13 protein-coding genes are annotated in these 14,691 nt (G+C 71.1%); 4 read left to right on the top strand and 9 right to left on the bottom strand.

Annotated elements, in window-relative coordinates; genetic code table 11:
• The first annotated feature begins 85 nt into the window (after nt 1-85).
• A complete protein-coding gene (locus tag AB0C87_RS20365) occupies nt 86-436 on the top strand; it encodes an ATP-binding protein (RefSeq protein WP_360578960.1) in 351 nt (116 codons plus the stop codon).
• 230 nt (nt 437-666) lie between these two features.
• Entirely contained in the window at nt 667-1,119 is a 453-nt protein-coding gene (locus AB0C87_RS20360) for a hypothetical protein (RefSeq protein ID WP_360578959.1), read from the top strand.
• A gap of 89 nt (nt 1,120-1,208) precedes the next feature.
• On the opposite strand, the gene AB0C87_RS20355 is transcribed toward AB0C87_RS20360, so the two are convergent.
• Together AB0C87_RS20355 and AB0C87_RS20350 are read right to left on the bottom strand one after the other, a co-directional pair.
• Complete coding sequence (locus AB0C87_RS20355) at nt 1,209-1,943, bottom strand: DUF6069 family protein (RefSeq protein WP_360578957.1); 735 nt, start codon at nt 1,941-1,943, stop codon at nt 1,209-1,211.
• A 5-nt stretch (nt 1,944-1,948) separates the two neighbouring features.
• A complete protein-coding gene (locus tag AB0C87_RS20350) occupies nt 1,949-2,947 on the bottom strand; it encodes an RNA polymerase subunit sigma-70 (protein WP_360578955.1) in 999 nt (332 codons plus the stop codon).
• A gap of 248 nt (nt 2,948-3,195) precedes the next feature.
• On the opposite strand from AB0C87_RS20350, the gene AB0C87_RS20345 reads away from it, so the two are divergent.
• The gene (locus AB0C87_RS20345) at nt 3,196-3,690 is read left to right on the top strand and encodes a hypothetical protein (protein WP_360578953.1); all 495 of its coding nucleotides are present in this window, start codon (nt 3,196-3,198) and stop codon (nt 3,688-3,690) included.
• Between the two features lie 644 nt (nt 3,691-4,334).
• Complete coding sequence (locus tag AB0C87_RS20340; protein ID WP_345179528.1) at nt 4,335-5,063, top strand: hypothetical protein; 729 nt, start codon at nt 4,335-4,337, stop codon at nt 5,061-5,063.
• A 1-nt stretch (nt 5,064) separates the two neighbouring features.
• On the opposite strand, the gene AB0C87_RS20335 is transcribed toward AB0C87_RS20340, so the two are convergent.
• The 7 genes from AB0C87_RS20335 to metH all read right to left on the bottom strand — a co-directional run bounded on the left by AB0C87_RS20335 (nt 5,065) and on the right by metH (nt 14,670).
• Entirely contained in the window at nt 5,065-5,865 is an 801-nt protein-coding gene (locus AB0C87_RS20335; protein WP_360578950.1) for an NUDIX domain-containing protein, read from the bottom strand.
• Between the two features lie 86 nt (nt 5,866-5,951).
• Nucleotides 5,952-6,209: a hypothetical protein gene (locus tag AB0C87_RS20330; RefSeq protein WP_360578949.1), complete on the bottom strand. Its 258-nt coding sequence runs from the start codon at nt 6,207-6,209 to the stop codon at nt 5,952-5,954.
• Complete coding sequence (locus AB0C87_RS20325) at nt 6,206-7,696, bottom strand: hypothetical protein (protein ID WP_360578947.1); 1,491 nt, start codon at nt 7,694-7,696, stop codon at nt 6,206-6,208. Before AB0C87_RS20325 ends, AB0C87_RS20330 begins: the two co-directional genes overlap by 4 nt.
• 74 nt (nt 7,697-7,770) lie before the next feature.
• Nucleotides 7,771-8,823 (bottom strand): SRPBCC family protein, encoded by a 1,053-nt coding sequence (locus tag AB0C87_RS20320; protein WP_360578945.1) that lies wholly within the window; start codon nt 8,821-8,823, stop codon nt 7,771-7,773.
• A gap of 161 nt (nt 8,824-8,984) precedes the next feature.
• Complete coding sequence (locus AB0C87_RS20315; protein WP_360578943.1) at nt 8,985-9,647, bottom strand: formylglycine-generating enzyme family protein; 663 nt, start codon at nt 9,645-9,647, stop codon at nt 8,985-8,987.
• A 32-nt stretch (nt 9,648-9,679) separates the two neighbouring features.
• Nucleotides 9,680-10,996, bottom strand: coding sequence for a HEAT repeat domain-containing protein (locus AB0C87_RS20310; RefSeq protein WP_345179537.1), 1,317 nt, complete (start codon nt 10,994-10,996; stop codon nt 9,680-9,682).
• A 68-nt stretch (nt 10,997-11,064) separates the two neighbouring features.
• Entirely contained in the window at nt 11,065-14,670 is a 3,606-nt protein-coding gene (gene metH / locus AB0C87_RS20305; RefSeq protein ID WP_353832131.1) for a methionine synthase, read from the bottom strand.
• Nucleotides 14,671-14,691 lie beyond the last annotated feature (21 nt).

The raw sequence follows: 14,691 nt of genomic DNA, 5'->3' as shown, positions 1-14,691 counted from the left end.
CGGGGCGATGATGACGGCGGCCGCCAAAGATCTACTTATGCCCCTTATGGGCACACCGTCCGCAGTGGGGCTAGCACGTACGCTCGTGGACGCGAGAATCCGCAATTGGAGCTATTCTCACATTCTCGACAATGCGCTTCTCGTCGTCTCGGAGCTCGTCACGAACGCGGCCCGGCAGACGCCGCACAAGGAGATCCGCCTCCAGCTCAGCCGGGACGCGCACGGCATCGTCATCGCGGTCTGGGACGCCGACTTCGCCCTCCCCCAGGCCAAGCCGATGAAGGAACTCACCCTCGAAGACCTCGACCTCTCCCATGAGGCGTTCGACGACAACGGCGGCTGGGGCCTTCACATCGTCCAGGCGCTGTCGAGCCAGTGCGGCGTCACGGGAGACCCGGCCGGCGGCAAGTGGATCTGGTCGCGCATCCACCCATGACCCGTCCAGGCGATGCCGAGTACGCGGCGCGCCGCCCCGTGAAGCCATGCACCGACTCGCCCGAGTCACCGACAGATCCCGAGACGCGGTACCAGGCGCGCCAGGCGTTGCCGGGAGGGTTCTGCTCGACACGGTAAAAGCCCAAGAACCGCCATTGACCACTGGCGGTCGACAAACAACCCGGTGCACGTGCAAGGCACGCGCACCCCGACCCAAACAGGGGGAACACCATGAACAAGCGCCTGTTGGGCTTGCTCGCTCTGGGCACCGGTGGCGGCGCCCTCGTCGGAGCCGTCATCCAGGGCCTGGACTACGGCGTCGTCCTCGCCGACCAGTGGCACCACGGGCTCGACCCCATGGAGTCCGGTGACTTCGGCTACCTCGGCGCCAAGATCATCATCGGCATCGTCATCGGCGCCGGCTGCGGCATCATCGGCGCCTGCCACAGAGCCTTCACCGCCTTCGACATCGCCGACGAGCGGAAGGTGACCATCCACATCGCCTGCGGTGTCGTCTTCACCGGTGTCGCCGCCTGCGTCGCGAGCATCGTCATGGCCGCCTTCGGCCTGCCCCTCGCCGACGTCCTCGACCCCATCGATGACGCCGGCGTCCGCGGCGCCTTCAGCGGCATCTGCAGTTACGCCGCGGGGATCCTCGTCGTCGCCCTCGGCACCGACGACTGACCTACTCACGGCCCGGCACACGCCCGGCCGAGCTCGCCGGGGGCCTGGAATCACCAGGCCCCCGTTCGTTTGTTCCCGTCGCTGGAACGTCAGCCGGTTCGGGTGCGGAGGCTTCTCGCCAGGGTGGGGATCACCACCGTCGCGGGGAGGAGGTGCAGCCCGAGGAGGGCCGTGGTCGTGGCGGTGTCGGCCCCGGCGAGGAAGGGCGGGACCAGCGAGATCGCCGTCAGCGACACCGCCGTCCACACGAATCGCTCGGCGGGGCGCGCGCTCCAGCGAAGGAGAGCGAGGGCGACGCCCATGCCCACGACCGAGAAGAAGCCGGTCACCACGGCGAACCCGGGCAACGGAATCGACTCGCCGCCATCGGGGATCTCGAAGTCGACGCCGACGGCCTGGGCAAGCGCGGCGGCGAGGGTGGTGGCCGCCATCGCCGCGAGCGTGGCGACGAAGCCGGTGACGACGAGGCGGCGGATGCCGCTTGTCCGGCCCGAGGTCCGGCCTGCGACGGCCCCGGTGTCATTCATGTTCATGTCGTTTCTCCGCATTCGGTAACGGGCGTACGGGGTGTGGTGTCCGGCAGGTGACGGCCCTGGCTTCGGGGTGACGACGCGCACCCTCGCCGTGCGACGGCCGGGGTTGCGCAGGGCGCGGACGCCAGTGCCGCGGAGCCAGAACCCGGCGTCGCGTCCGAGGACCGGTCCGGGCTCGCCGTCGCGCAGCTCCAGCTGCACCCGCCCCTGGGTGACGACGAGGAACGCGTCGCGCCACTCCGCCGCGACCACCGCGACCCGCCCGCCGCCGCGCAGCGCGAGCGTTCGCACCGGGACTACTCCGTGCCGTCCGCCGGCAGGCGCTCGGGCAGCCCGAGACTCGGGAACCGGTCGTCGTGGAAGGTGACGATCTCGGTGATCGCCCCGCCGGTGACGCGCAGGACGTCGATCGTCAGCGGCAGGTACGCGCCCTCCCGCTCCCGCCAGAGATAGAAGGCGACGGCGGGCTGCCGGTTCACGGAGGTCTGGACGGCGCGCAAACCCGTCAGGTGCTCGAAGCCGTCCTCGACCCAGTCCTTCACCACCGCGTCGCGGCCGACGTTCAGGCCCGGCGTGGGCGGCATCGAGCAGCGGACGTCGTCCCGCAGCAGCGCGGCGAGCCCGTCGACGTCCGTGGCCACGCTGGCGTCGGTGAAGCGGCGCACCAGCTCGCGCGTCCCGGCGTCGTCCTCGCCGCCGGTCCAGTCCTGCCGCTCGGCGGGGAGGTGCTCCCGCATGCCGGCGCGGGCCCGCTGCAGCATGCTGTTCACGGAGTTGACGGATTTCCCGAGGAGCTCCGCGACGTCCTTCGCCGGCCAGCCGAGCACGTCCCGCAGGATCAGCACGGCCCGCGGGCGCGGCGCCAGATGCTGGACCGCGACCAGGTACGCCAGCTCGATCGTCTCCCGCGCGACGGCGACGGCCTCCGGCTCGTCCGCGTCGCCCGCGGGCAACTCGTCGAGCAGCCGGTCCGGGTAGGGCTGCAACCACAGCACCTCGCCGCCGGTCGCGGGCTCCGGGCGGCGCTTGGCGAGCAGGTCCAGGCAGGCGTTGGTGGCGATCCGGTACAGCCAGGCCCGGAACGTCGACCGTCCCTCGAAGGTCTCCCGGCGGCGCCAGGCCCGCAGGAACGTCTCCTGCACGGTGTCCTCGGCGTCCTCGAACGACCCGAGCATCCGGTAGCAGTGCACGTGCAGTTCCCGCCGGTGCCGCTCCGCCAGCCCCGTGAACGCCGGCTCGTCGACCTCGCCCAGCCCGCTCACGCCCGGCTCCTCCGACCGCGTGTCCGCACCCATCACGTCATCCTCCCCCTCGTCGTGTCCTGTCACAGGTATGACGGCCCCGGACGCGACAACTCATCACCAGGGCCGGTCGGCGCGGCTCCGGATCGGCGCTCTCATCCGAGAGCGTGCTCGATCGATTGCCGGGAGGGCGATGCTCGGCACGGTAGGACCCAAGCATCGTGGTGGGACCACGAGCGCTCGACAAACAACTCGGTTGCCCGTGCAAGGCACGCGCACCCTGACCCAAAGAGGGGAACACCATGAAGAAGCGTCAGCCGCTCTGGAGGACGGTTCGGCAGAGCTCGACGGACCTGTACCGGCGGGCCACGGCGAAGCGGATCCGAGTGATCTCGATCGTCATCGGTGCCGTCTTCGGCGCCGTCGTCCAGGGCATCGCCATGGGGGCGAGCTGGATGGGGGCCGCCGGCCCCGCTGACCTCGACCTTCTCGTCTCCGCTGCCATCTTCGGCGCCCGCTACGGCCTCCTCTCCGGCGTTTGCGGCGTCCTGATCGGCGCTTGCGCCCCCGGCACGGCCGACCAGCGGGAGGCGGCCTCCCGCACCGCCGCCCGCATCACCACCGTCGGAGTCGCCCTGAGCTTCGTCATGGCCGCCTTCAGCATCGCCGGCCTCGACATCGCCAAGGGGCACCCCACCTTCTGGCTGGCTCTGCCCGTCTTCTGCGGCGTCGGCACGGGCATGGTCGTCGGCATCCGCGACGCCGTGGCCGTGACCAAGGCCGCGGCCGACGTCTGACCCACTCGCAGGGCCTGGCACCGGCCAGGTCCAGTTCTCGGGGGGCCTGGCACTGCCAGGCCCCCCCGACGTCCTTTCCGCGCTTCTCGTCGTCCCCCACTCGTCGGCGACGCGGCGTCACTTGTGGCCCGGCCTGCGGAAAGTGGGTCTGGTGGCGCATCCGCCCGTGTCCTTCCCCCCGAACATCGAGTACGCGGCGTGCCGCCGCCCTGGGGAGGGGTCATGACGGCGGCACGCCGCGCTCACGGACGAACGCGACGGCGCCTGAACAGACGGCGCCCTGGCCGCATCTAACGTTCGGGTCGACTCCACTGCACGGATTCGGCCAGATCATGCACCATGGTCCCGGGCCCATCCGGGCCGGTGTTTCGGACGTCCACAGCGACACCCCTGAGGAGCCCTTGGTGACAGGTCCCGGTGGTCCGTCATGGGGACCCGGTGGGCACAGACCGCCCCCGATTCCGCCGCACAGTCAGCCGCCTCATCCCGGATACGGGGCACCGCCGCCCCACTATCAGCCTTACCCGCCTTACCCGGGGCGTCCCTACCCGCCGCAGCCTCCGCCTCCGCACCCGCCGTATCCGCCCCCGGGATACCAAGCGCCTCCGGGATTCCAGCCGCCCCCGCCGCGTCCGCCGTCGCGGATGGGACGGGGCATCCGGAAGGTGAACCCGTTCCGCGTCGCGCAGAAGGCGTTCCGGCCTTCGCGGCCGGACCTGATCGTCGACGCGCGCGTCCGGAAGCTGCAGGTCCTCCGCGCCTGGGCGGGCATCGTGGTGACGCTCGCCGTGGCCGCCGTCTACAGGGTCACCGCCCCCAAGGAACTGGCGAGCGAGCGGTTCGGCGACGCCTGGATCAACGTCCTGATCCTCACGTGCGTCCTGCCCCTGGTCGTCGGGGGCTTCGTGGTGGCCGCCCGGCCACCGAACCGCGGCGCGTTCGCGCGCCGGCTCCGCTACCCCCTGATCGCGGTCGGCGCGATGTTCGGCTCCATGTTCACGTTCGTGCTCGCGGCCGTCCCCGATCTGGAAGGTGTGCGCGACGCGGCCGGGCCGGTGGTGATGGTCCCCGTGGGCGTGGTCCTCTTCCTCTGGATGCTCCCCTTCACCCTCTACGGCATCGTCCTCTCCCTGACCAACGTGTTCCGGACGGCCGACATCCACGAGCTGGTGCCGCCCCTGGTGAGCGTGGCCGCGTCCTGGGTGATGGCCGTGGTGAACGTGTTCGACGACTCCTTCAAGGGAGTTCCGAACCTCCTGGCCTTCGCGCTGATACTGGGAGCGCCGGTGACGGTGTCGGCCCTCGCCTACTACGAGGTGCGCAGGCTGCGCCTCCTGCACAGCATCACCTTGCGCAACACACTGCTGCGCTGACTCAGCGGGATTCCTCCCACCCGTGGACGCTGAACGCCTCCCCGCGGCCGATGGCTGCGAGGACCTGCGCGCAGTGGGGAATCAGGTCAGGCGGTGGCTCCGCCGGATCGATCCACAGCGCTTCCGAGGCCTTGTCGGGTTCGGCCGCGCGCGGTTCGCCCGCCCAGTTCCGAAAGGTGAACCAGTAGTCGCTGACGGCATGGCAGGGGCCGGGCAATGACGCGGCGGTGCGGTGCATGACATGGCTGAACACGGCATCGTCGCGATGCAGCGTCACGCCGGTCTCCTCCCATGCCTCGCGGATCGCGGCCGCCAGGACGTCTTCGCCGGGCTCGATGCGCCCGGCGGGCGGGCAAAGCCAGCCGTCGCGGTAGCCGGTGTTGAAGCGGCGCAGCATCAGCACCGCCCCGTCATCGCGCCGCAACAGGACGTGCGGCGCGATGAACGAGCCGTGCCAGCCGTTCCCGGGCATCGCGGCCACCTCGCGGCCGGACACGACGCCGAGCCGCCCGGCCAGGTGCTGACCGGCCTGTTCAGGGCCTCCGGCCAAGTCGACCATGGGCACGGCGGCGGACAGGATCACGTCGGCCAACTCGTCCAGGACGTCCGCGACGGTCTTGTGGACGCCCTTGCGGGGATTGCCGCCGGTCATTCCCAGATAGGCCTCGACGACCTCGCCGACCTCCTCGGCGACCTTCATCACCAGCGCGTGCGTCGGCACTTCAGCAAGGTAACCGCCCCGGATCCGCGCGGAATCGGCCCAGAACCCACCGCAGGGCTCAACCCCATCAACGTTCACCACGCCGCGACCCTAGACCGCCCGGCACCCCCGCACCCCCGTTTCTCGAACATCTGGTCGAAGGTCGACCCCGCAGCGATCGGGCGGGGTCACTCCGGCGGTGGGGTGAGCTTGGCGGCTATGGCGTAGTCGATCTGGATGTCCTGGTAGGTGGTGTGGGACTCGACCTTGTCCGGGAGGTTGGTGCGGGCGCTTCCGGAGGCGGACTCGTCGGACGAGCCCTCGGTGAACGTCACCGAGACATCGGGGACCACTTCGAAGCGGAGTTCGTCGGCCTTCACTCTGGCGGTGAAGAGGATGTCCGCCGTGCGCTGGATCTCTGCGTCCGGGAGGTCGCCGGGGCTCATGAGCGCGTGCCTTGCTGGGAGAGCATCCGCAGGAGTGCCTTGCCGAGTTCGCGCACGGAATCCTCGGTCTCGCGCAGGGCGCCCTGAAGGGCCGTGATCTCCTGCTCTCCGTCGGACGTGCCCGCGCCGCTGTCCGTGTTCTTTTCGCCCTCCGGCTTGTCCTCGCCGTCGCCCGAGGAGGCGTCCGACTTCACTTCCTCCTCGCCCCGCTCGGAGGAGTCCTCGGAGTCCGTTCCTTCCTCGTCCCGGTTGGAGGTGTCCTCGGAGTCCGTTCCTTCCTCGTCCCGGTCGGAGGAGTTCTCTGACTCCGCTCCTTCCTCGTTTCGGTCGGAGGAGTTCTCGGAGTCCGCTCCCTCCTTGTCTTGGTCGGGAGGGTTCTTTGGCTCCGTGCCCTCTGTGTCCTGCTCTGACGAGGCGTTGGGCTCTGCCTGCTCCTTGCCTTCTTCGGAGGAGTCCTCGGACGTCGCCGTGTCGGTGGCGCCTTTTGCGGTTTCGGCCGTTTTGCTCACCGTGTCCTCGACGCCCTTGCCGGTGGCTTCGGCGGCCTGTCCGGCGCCCTTGCCCGCGTCCCGGACGCCCTCGCCTGCGCCTTCGGCGGCTCGGCCTGCGCCCTTGCCCGCTTCGCCGACGCCTTCGCCTACCTGTCCGGCCGCGCGGCCCGCGCCCTTGCCTGCTTCGCCTACGCCCTCGCCCGCGCCCTGGCCCACTTGTTCGGCGGCTCGGCCCGCGCCCTTGCCCGCCTCGCCGACGCCTTCGCCCGCGCCTTCGCCCACGTGCTCGGCCGCTCGGCCGGTGCCCTTGCCGACCTGGCTGACGCCCTCGCCCGCGCCTCGGCCGACCTGGCTGACGCCTTCGCCCGCGCCTCGGCCGACCTCGCTGACGCCTTCGCCCGCGCCCTTGCCGACTTCCTTGACCGCGCCGCCCGCGCCTTCGCCGACGTCCTTCACCGCGCCGCCCGCGCCCTCGCCGACGCTCTCGACGGCACCGCCGGCGCCGCGGCCGACGTCCTCCACGGCGCCCCGGGCGCCCTTGCCGACCTCGCCCACGGCGCTGCCGGTGCCGGAGCCGATGTCGCTCACGGCCGACTCCAGTCCGCGTCCGATGTGCTGGAGGATCTCCGGGTTGCGGTCCAGGGTGGTCAGGACGCGGTCGACGATGATGGCGACGTTGTCCAGCCGGACCTGGAGCTCGGCCTCCGCCTCGACGCCCTTGATCTCCAGTTTGACCCTGCCGAGGTACACGTCCGCGCCGACGTTCAGCTTGAGCAGGTCGAGGACCTCGGCGACGAGCGAGACGTGCGCCTCCAGGTTCTCGACCTCCAGCGAGATCTCCTCGACCTTGACCTGCGGGACGTCGAGATGGACGTCCGGGCCCTCCGCGGGCTGCGCCCGCCGGTCCGGCTGGATGGTCTTTCCGGTCAGGCCCTCCGAGTCATCGCGGGACTCGTTCCGCTCGCGATCAGGCTTGCCGGACGCACCGTCGCTCATCGTTCCCCCCGATGCTCGATCCTGGTCCCGGGGACGTCCTTCCCCCTCAGCCCCGCCTTCCACCAGCGAAGACATCAGGCACGGGCACTTTCTGGCTCTTTCTCCTCCTGCTTCGCCCCGGACTCTTCCTTCTCGTCCTCCTGCTTCGCCTCCGGCTCCTCGCCTTCCTGCTTCGCCTCCGGCTCCTTCTCGCCTTCCTGCTTCTCCTTCTCCTCGTGCTGCTTCGCCTCCGGCTCCTCCTTCTCACCCTCCTCGCGGTCCTTGGCCTCCTGCTCCTCCTTGAGGGCGTCCTCGTGGGTCTTGACGACCTCGCCGTCGCGGATCTCGCCGCGCCAGCCCTCGACCTCTTCCTGCTCCAGCAGCGTCTTGGTCATCATGTGGCGCTTGATGTGCTTGAAGTCCAGGCGGAGGCGGCGGCCCTGGGCGCGCCACATGTTCGCCGTCTTCTCGAAGAACCCGTCCGGGTGGTACTCGGCCACCAGCAGGACCCGGGTCATGGACGGCGCCAGCTCGTGGAACGTCACCGCGCCGTCGACGTAGCCCTTGGGGCCCTTGGACTTCCAGACGATCCGCTCGTCGGGAACCTGCTCGATGATCGTCGATTCCCAGGTGCGGTGGGACAGGAAGACCTGCGCCCGCCAGTTGATCTTCTCGTCGGACTCCTGCTCGACGCTCTCGACCTTCTTGGTGAAGCTCGGGTAGTCGGCGAACTGCGTCCACTGGTCGTAGGCGACGCGGCGGGGCAGCCCCACGTCAAACTCCTCGAGGATGTTGGTGACCTTCATCTTGCCCTGGCCACCGCCCTTGCCCTTGCCCCCGCCTCCGGGGAGGGCGTCCTTGATCTTGCCCTTCACCATTTCCTTCGCCCCGGTGGCGCCCGCGCTGAGGCCGGCCTTGAGCGGCGACTCACCCTCGGCGATCTTCTGCGCGCCCTTGACCGCCGCCTTCCCGGCGGCTCCGCCGCCGTTCCCGCCGTCCAGCCGCTCGGTCAGGCCCTCGATCTGGCCGCTCGCCTTCTCCAGCGCCCGCACCATGAGCGCCTGAGCCAGGGCGCGGCCGGCGTCCTTGAGCTGCTCGACGGGGAGATCCTGGGCCTTGCTGCCGTTCCCCGTGCCCGCTTCCGCCATGATCAGCCTTCGCTTCCTTGCCGATTTCCCCTGACCCTGACGACATAGCCTGAGGATTAGGGACTAAAACGGCAAAAGCGCCACTGGCCTGCAAAAACGAATGATCTACTCGCCGTTTGCACGCGCGCGGGCGGCCCTTTCCGCCGCCCCTCCGCCCGCCGTCAGCGGACGGCGGAACGCGCCACGCGCAGGCCCACGTCGTCGATCCGGAACGTCGGGTGGCTGCGGCGCCGCACCGAGGCCCGGCAACTCCAGTGCTCGTCGGACCAACCGCCGCCTCGGAGCACCCGGTAGGCGCCGTAGACCTCGGCGTCGTAGAGGTCCCAGCACCATTCCCAGACATTGCCCAGCATGTCGTACAGGCCCCAGGCGTTGGGCCGCCTGCCGCCCACGTCGTGCACGTGCTCCTGGGCGTTGCCGCGATACCAGGCGATCTCGTCGAGCGGCCCGTACCGCGGGCCGGTCGTGCCGGCGCGGCAGGCGTGCTCCCATTCGGCCTCGGTCGGCAGCCGGTACCCGTCGGCGGAGGCGTCCCACTCGGCGCCCTCGCCGCCGGCGTCGAGCCGGTACGCGGGCGCCAGCCCCTCACACCGGGACAGGGCGTTGCAGAATTCCACCGCGTCCGACCACGAGACGCACTCGACGGGCAGCAGGTCTCCCCGGGCGGTGCTCGGCCGTCGACCGGCGACCCGCGCGTACTGCGCCTGGGTGACCGGATACGCCGCCAGCCGGTACGGCGCGAGGTCGACCGGCCAGCTGCGCCGCGTCCGCCGGTCCGACAGCGTCACCGTCCCCGCGGGGACGGCGACCATCTCGATCTCCATCTCGGCAGGTGATCCTACCGGCGCCCGCCCGGTCAGATCTCCAGCGCGCCCGGGGGGTGGCCGTGGCGGCGGCCGCAGGAGGTCAGCGCCAGGACGGCGTGCCCCTGGACTGACGTCTCCGCGCCCAGAGCGGACGGGTCGACCGAGGCGCGGGCCGCGAAGCTCGTGGCGTGGCACTCGTCGGGGATGCCGAGGTCCTCCTTGACCTGGAAGTACCGGGCCTGGAAGGCGGCGCTGTCGTTGACCTCGACACCGTCGAAGGCGTCGTCGGGGAAGGCGTCGTCGTGCGGGAGGACGTAGCCGTCCTCGGCGGGGTGGGAGCCGATCTGGTCGGCCGGCTCGAAGACGTCGTAGTAGCGGACGAGGCCGCCGTCCTCGGCGACGCACCAGGCCGTCCACTCGTCGCCGCAGCTCGCGCCGTACCAGTGGGCCGCGCCGAACCGGCGGCTCAGGTCGCGGCAGCGGTCCTGGACCGCGGCGGCGTCGATGCCGTCCTCGTGGTCGGGGAAGGGGTCGCCGAAGACGAGGGTCCAGCCGTCCAGGCGCGGGGTGACGTAGACGCGGCGGCAGGAGCGGTGGTCACCGCCCCAGACGTGGTGGTCCTGGTTCCAGGCGGACGCGCCGAGCCGCATCGTGACCGGCTCGGGATCGGAGAGGCCGAAGGCGTCGAGGACGGCGTCCCGGTCGCCGGTGGGGACGGCGTACCAGGTGCCGCACAGGTGCATGGGCTCGGGCGTCTCGGTGGCGAGCTTGGACCGGATCAGCCGCCGGACGAGGGCCAGGTCGTGGTCGTCGAGCGCGGACGGGCCGCCGACCGCGGCGAGGACCTCCAGGGCGCGGCGGCGGACGGCCCCCCGGGAGCGGCGGAGCCGGCGCAGGTGCGGGACGACGCCCGGGCCGATCTCCCCGATGGCCCAGGCGACGCGTTGCCGGACGTCGGGGTCGGGGTCGTCCAGGCGGGCGAGCAGAGCGGGGGCGTGCGGGAGGGCCGCCTCCCCCTTGAGCTGCAGGACGTAGGCGGTGTTCGCGCGGACCTTGGGGCTCGGGTGGCTCAGGCCGGGGAGGAAGGCCGCCAGATCTTCGATCCGCAGGCCGCAGTGGGCCCAGCCGCAGCGGCGGGCGACCTCGTCGGTGGGCGCCGCCGCCATGGCCTCGACCAGGGGGTCGAGGGCGGGAAGGCCGATGCGCCGCAGGATGGTGGCGCCGGTGGTCCAGGCGACCGGGGAGTCCTCGTCGCACAGGACGGCCAGGACGGGTCGGACGGCGGGCTCTCCGGCGGCCACGAGGGCGTCGGCCGCGGCCCTGCTCTCGGGCCCGGCCAACTGGTCGATCAGTGCCTGTATCTCCACGCGAGCATGATCCCACCGCCCGGTGACATCCACGGTCCCGTGGACGCCACCGGGCAGTGGCCGAACCGTCAGGACGGGTCGTAGGCGAGGTTGGGGGCGAGCCAGCGCTCGACCTCCGCGACGGGGAGCTCGCAGCGGCGGGCGTAGTCCTCGATCTGGTCCTTGCCGACGCGCCCGACCGTGAAGTAGCGCGACGCCGGGTGGGCGAAGATCAGGCCGCTGACGCTGGCGGCCGGGGCCATCGCGTACGACTCGGTGAGCTTCATGCCGAGGCGGCCCGCGTCCAGCAGGTCGAACAGGGTCTGCTTGAGGCTGTGGTCGGGGCTCGCCGGGTAGCCGAGGGCGGGGCGGATGCCGCGGAACCGCTCGGCGTGCAGGTCCTCCAGGGCGGGGTCGGCGTCCGGCTCGAACCAGGCGCGGCGGGCCTCCAGGTGGATGTACTCGGCGAACGCCTCGGCGAGGCGGTCCGCGAGGGCCTTCACCATGATCGACTTGTAGTCGTCGTTGTCGTGCTCGTACTTCGCGGCGAGGTCCTCGGCGCCGAGGATCGTCACGGCGAAGCCGCCGAGGTGGTCGCCGGACGGGGCGACGTAGTCGGCGAGGCAGCGGTTGGGGCGCCCCGCGGGCTTGGACGTCTGCTGGCGCAGCATCGGGAAGCGCGCGGCGCCGGGCAGGACGATGTCGTCGCCGTCGGAGTGCGCGGGCCAGAAGCCGTAGGCGCCGTGGGCCTCGAACGAGCCGTCGGCGATGATCTGGTCGAGCAGCTCATTGCCCTCGTCGAACAGCTCGCGCGCGACGGGCTGGTCGAGGATCGCCGGGTACTTGCCCTTCAGCTCCCAGGCCAGGAAGAAGAACTGCCAGTCGATCATCTCGCGGATCGCGGAGATCTCGGGGCGGACGATCCGCACGCCGGTGAAGTCGGGCGCCGGCAGGTCGCCGAAGTCGACCCGCTCCCGGTTCTCGCGGGCCTGCTCGACGGTGAGCAGGGGGCGGCGCTGCTTCTTCTCGTGCTGCTCGCGGAGCCGGGCCTGCTCCTCGCGGTTGGCGGCGTCCAGGGCCGCGGCGCGCTCGTCGTCGAGCAGGTCGGAGACGACGCCGACGACGCGGGAGGCGTCCAGGACGTGCACGGTCGTCGCGTCGTAGGCGGGGGCGATCTTCACGGCGGTGTGCTGCCGGGACGTGGTGGCGCCGCCGATCAGCAGCGGCAGCCGCATGCCGCGGCGCTCCATCTCGGCGGCCACGGAGACCATCTCGTCCAGGGACGGGGTGATCAGCCCGGACAGCCCGATGGCGTCGGCGCCCTCCTGGACGGCGGTCTCCAGGATCTTGGCGGCGGGGACCATGACGCCGAGGTCGATGACGTCGTAGTTGTTGCAGCCGAGGACGACGCCGACGATGTTCTTGCCGATGTCGTGCACGTCGCCCTTGACCGTCGCGAGGACGATCTTGCCCTGGCCGCGGTCGCTGTGCGCGCGGCCGGCGGCGATCGCCTCCTGCTTCTCCTTCTCCATGAAGGGCTCCAGGTAGGCGACCGACCGCTTCATCACGCGGGCGCTCTTGACCACCTGGGGGAGGAACATCTTGCCGGAGCCGAACAGGTCGCCGACGACCTTCATGCCGTCCATCAGCGGGCCCTCGATGACGTCGAGGGGGCGCTCGGCCTCCTGTCGGGCCTCCTCGGTGTCGTCCTCGATGAAGTCGATGATGCCGTGCACGAGGGCGTGGGAGAGGCGTGCGGCGACCGGCGCGTCCCGCCAGGACAGGTCGACCTCCCGCTTCGTCCGCTCGCCCTTGACGTTCTCGGCGAACGACACGAGCCGGTCGGTGGCGTCGGGGCGGCGGTCGAACAGCACGTCCTCGACCAGTTCGAGCAGGTCGGCGGGGATGTCCTCGTAGACGGCGAGCTGCCCGGCGTTGACGATGCCCATGTCGAGGCCGGCCCGGACGGCGTGGAACAGGAACGCCGAGTGCATCGCCTCGCGGACGACGTCGTTGCCCCGGAAGGAGAACGACAGGTTGGAGATGCCGCCGCTGGTGCGGGCGCCCGGGCAGCGCTCCTTGATGAGGGGCAGCGCGTCGATGAACGCCTTGGCGTAGCCGTTGTGCTCGGAGATGCCGGTCGCGACGGCGAGGACGTTCGGGTCGAAGATGATGTCCTCGGCGGGGAAGCCGACCTCCTGCGTGAGCAGGTCGTAGGCGCGGGCGCAGATCGAGACCTTGCGCTCGGTGGTGTCGGCCTGGCCCGTCTCGTCGAAGGCCATGACGACGACGCCGGCGCCGAAGTCGCGGATGCGGCGGGCCTGCTCCAGGAACGGGCCCTCGCCCTCCTTGAGGCTGATGGAGTTGACGACGCCCTTGCCCTGGACGGTCTTCAGCCCCGCCTCCAGCACGCTCCACCGCGAGCTGTCGACCATGATCGGGATGCGGGCGACCTCGGGCTCGGTGGCGATGAGGTTGAGGAAGGTCGTCATCTCCCGCTCGCTGTCGAGCAGGTCGGCGTCCATGTTGACGTCGAGCAGGTTCGCGCCGCCGCGCACCTGGTCGAGCGCCACGTCCACGGCGGCCTGGTGGTCGCCCGCCTCGATGAGCTTGCGGAACTTCTTGGAGCCGGTGACGTTGGTGCGCTCGCCGATCATCACGAAGCCGGTGTCGGCGCCGATCGCGAACGGCTCCAGGCCGCTGAACCGGCTCGCCGCGCCGGGCCGGACGACCTCGCGGGAGCCGACGCCCCGCACCGCCTCGGCGATCCTGGCGATGTGCTCGGGGCCCGTCCCGCAGCAGCCGCCGACGACGTTGACCATGCCGGAGGCGGCGAACTCGCCGACCTTGCGGGCGGTCTCCTCCGGGGTCTCGTCGTAGCCGCCGAAGGCGTTCGGCAGGCCCGCGTTCGGGTGGCAGGCGGTGTAGGTGCCGGCCAGGCGCGCCAGCTCCTCCACGTGGGGGCGCATCTCGTCGGCGCCGAGCGAGCAGTTCACGCCCACGACCAGCGGCTCGGCGTGCTCGATCGACCGCCAGAACGCCTCGACGGTCTGCCCGGACAGCGTCCGGCCGGACAGGTCGACGATGGTCACCGAGATCCACAGCGGCAGGTGCGGGGCGACCTCGCGGGCCGCGGCGATCGCGGCCTTCGCGTTCAGCGTGTCGAAGATCGTCTCGATCAGCAGCAGGTCGACGCCGCCCTCGGCGAGCGCGCCGATCTGCTCGGCGTAGGCGTCCTTGACCTGGTCGAACGTGACGGCTCGGTAGGCCGGGTCGTCGACCCGCGGGGACAGCGAGAGCGTGACGTTCAGCGGGCCGATGGAGCCGGCGACGTAGCGCCCGCCGAACTCGTCGGCGGCCTGCCGGGCCAGCCGGGCGCCCTGCACGTTCATCTCGCGGACCAGGCTCTCCAGGCCGTAGTCGGCCTGCCCGATGCCGGTCGCGGTGAAGGTGTTGGTGGTCGTGATGTCGGCGCCGGCCCGCAGGTACTGCCGGTGGACGTCCAGGATCACGTCGGGGCGGGTGAGGTTCAGCAGGTCGGGGTCGCCGGTGACGTCCTTGGGGTGGTCGTCGCCGATGAGGTCGCCGCGGTAGTCGGCGGGGGTCAGGCCCGCGCCCTGGAGCATCGTGCCCCACGCGCCGTCCAGCACCGCGATCCGCTGCTCAAGAAGTTCGCGCAATGGAGTCTGAGTCATTGTTTTCGAGCACCTCCCATG

It is taken from the genome of Actinomadura sp. NPDC048021, assembly GCF_040653135.1.
Taxonomy (GTDB): Bacteria; Actinomycetota; Actinomycetes; order Streptosporangiales; family Streptosporangiaceae; genus Spirillospora; species Spirillospora verrucosospora.
The sequence above is the reverse complement of the archived record's forward strand: the minus strand, read 5'-3'. Positions and strand labels throughout refer to the sequence as shown.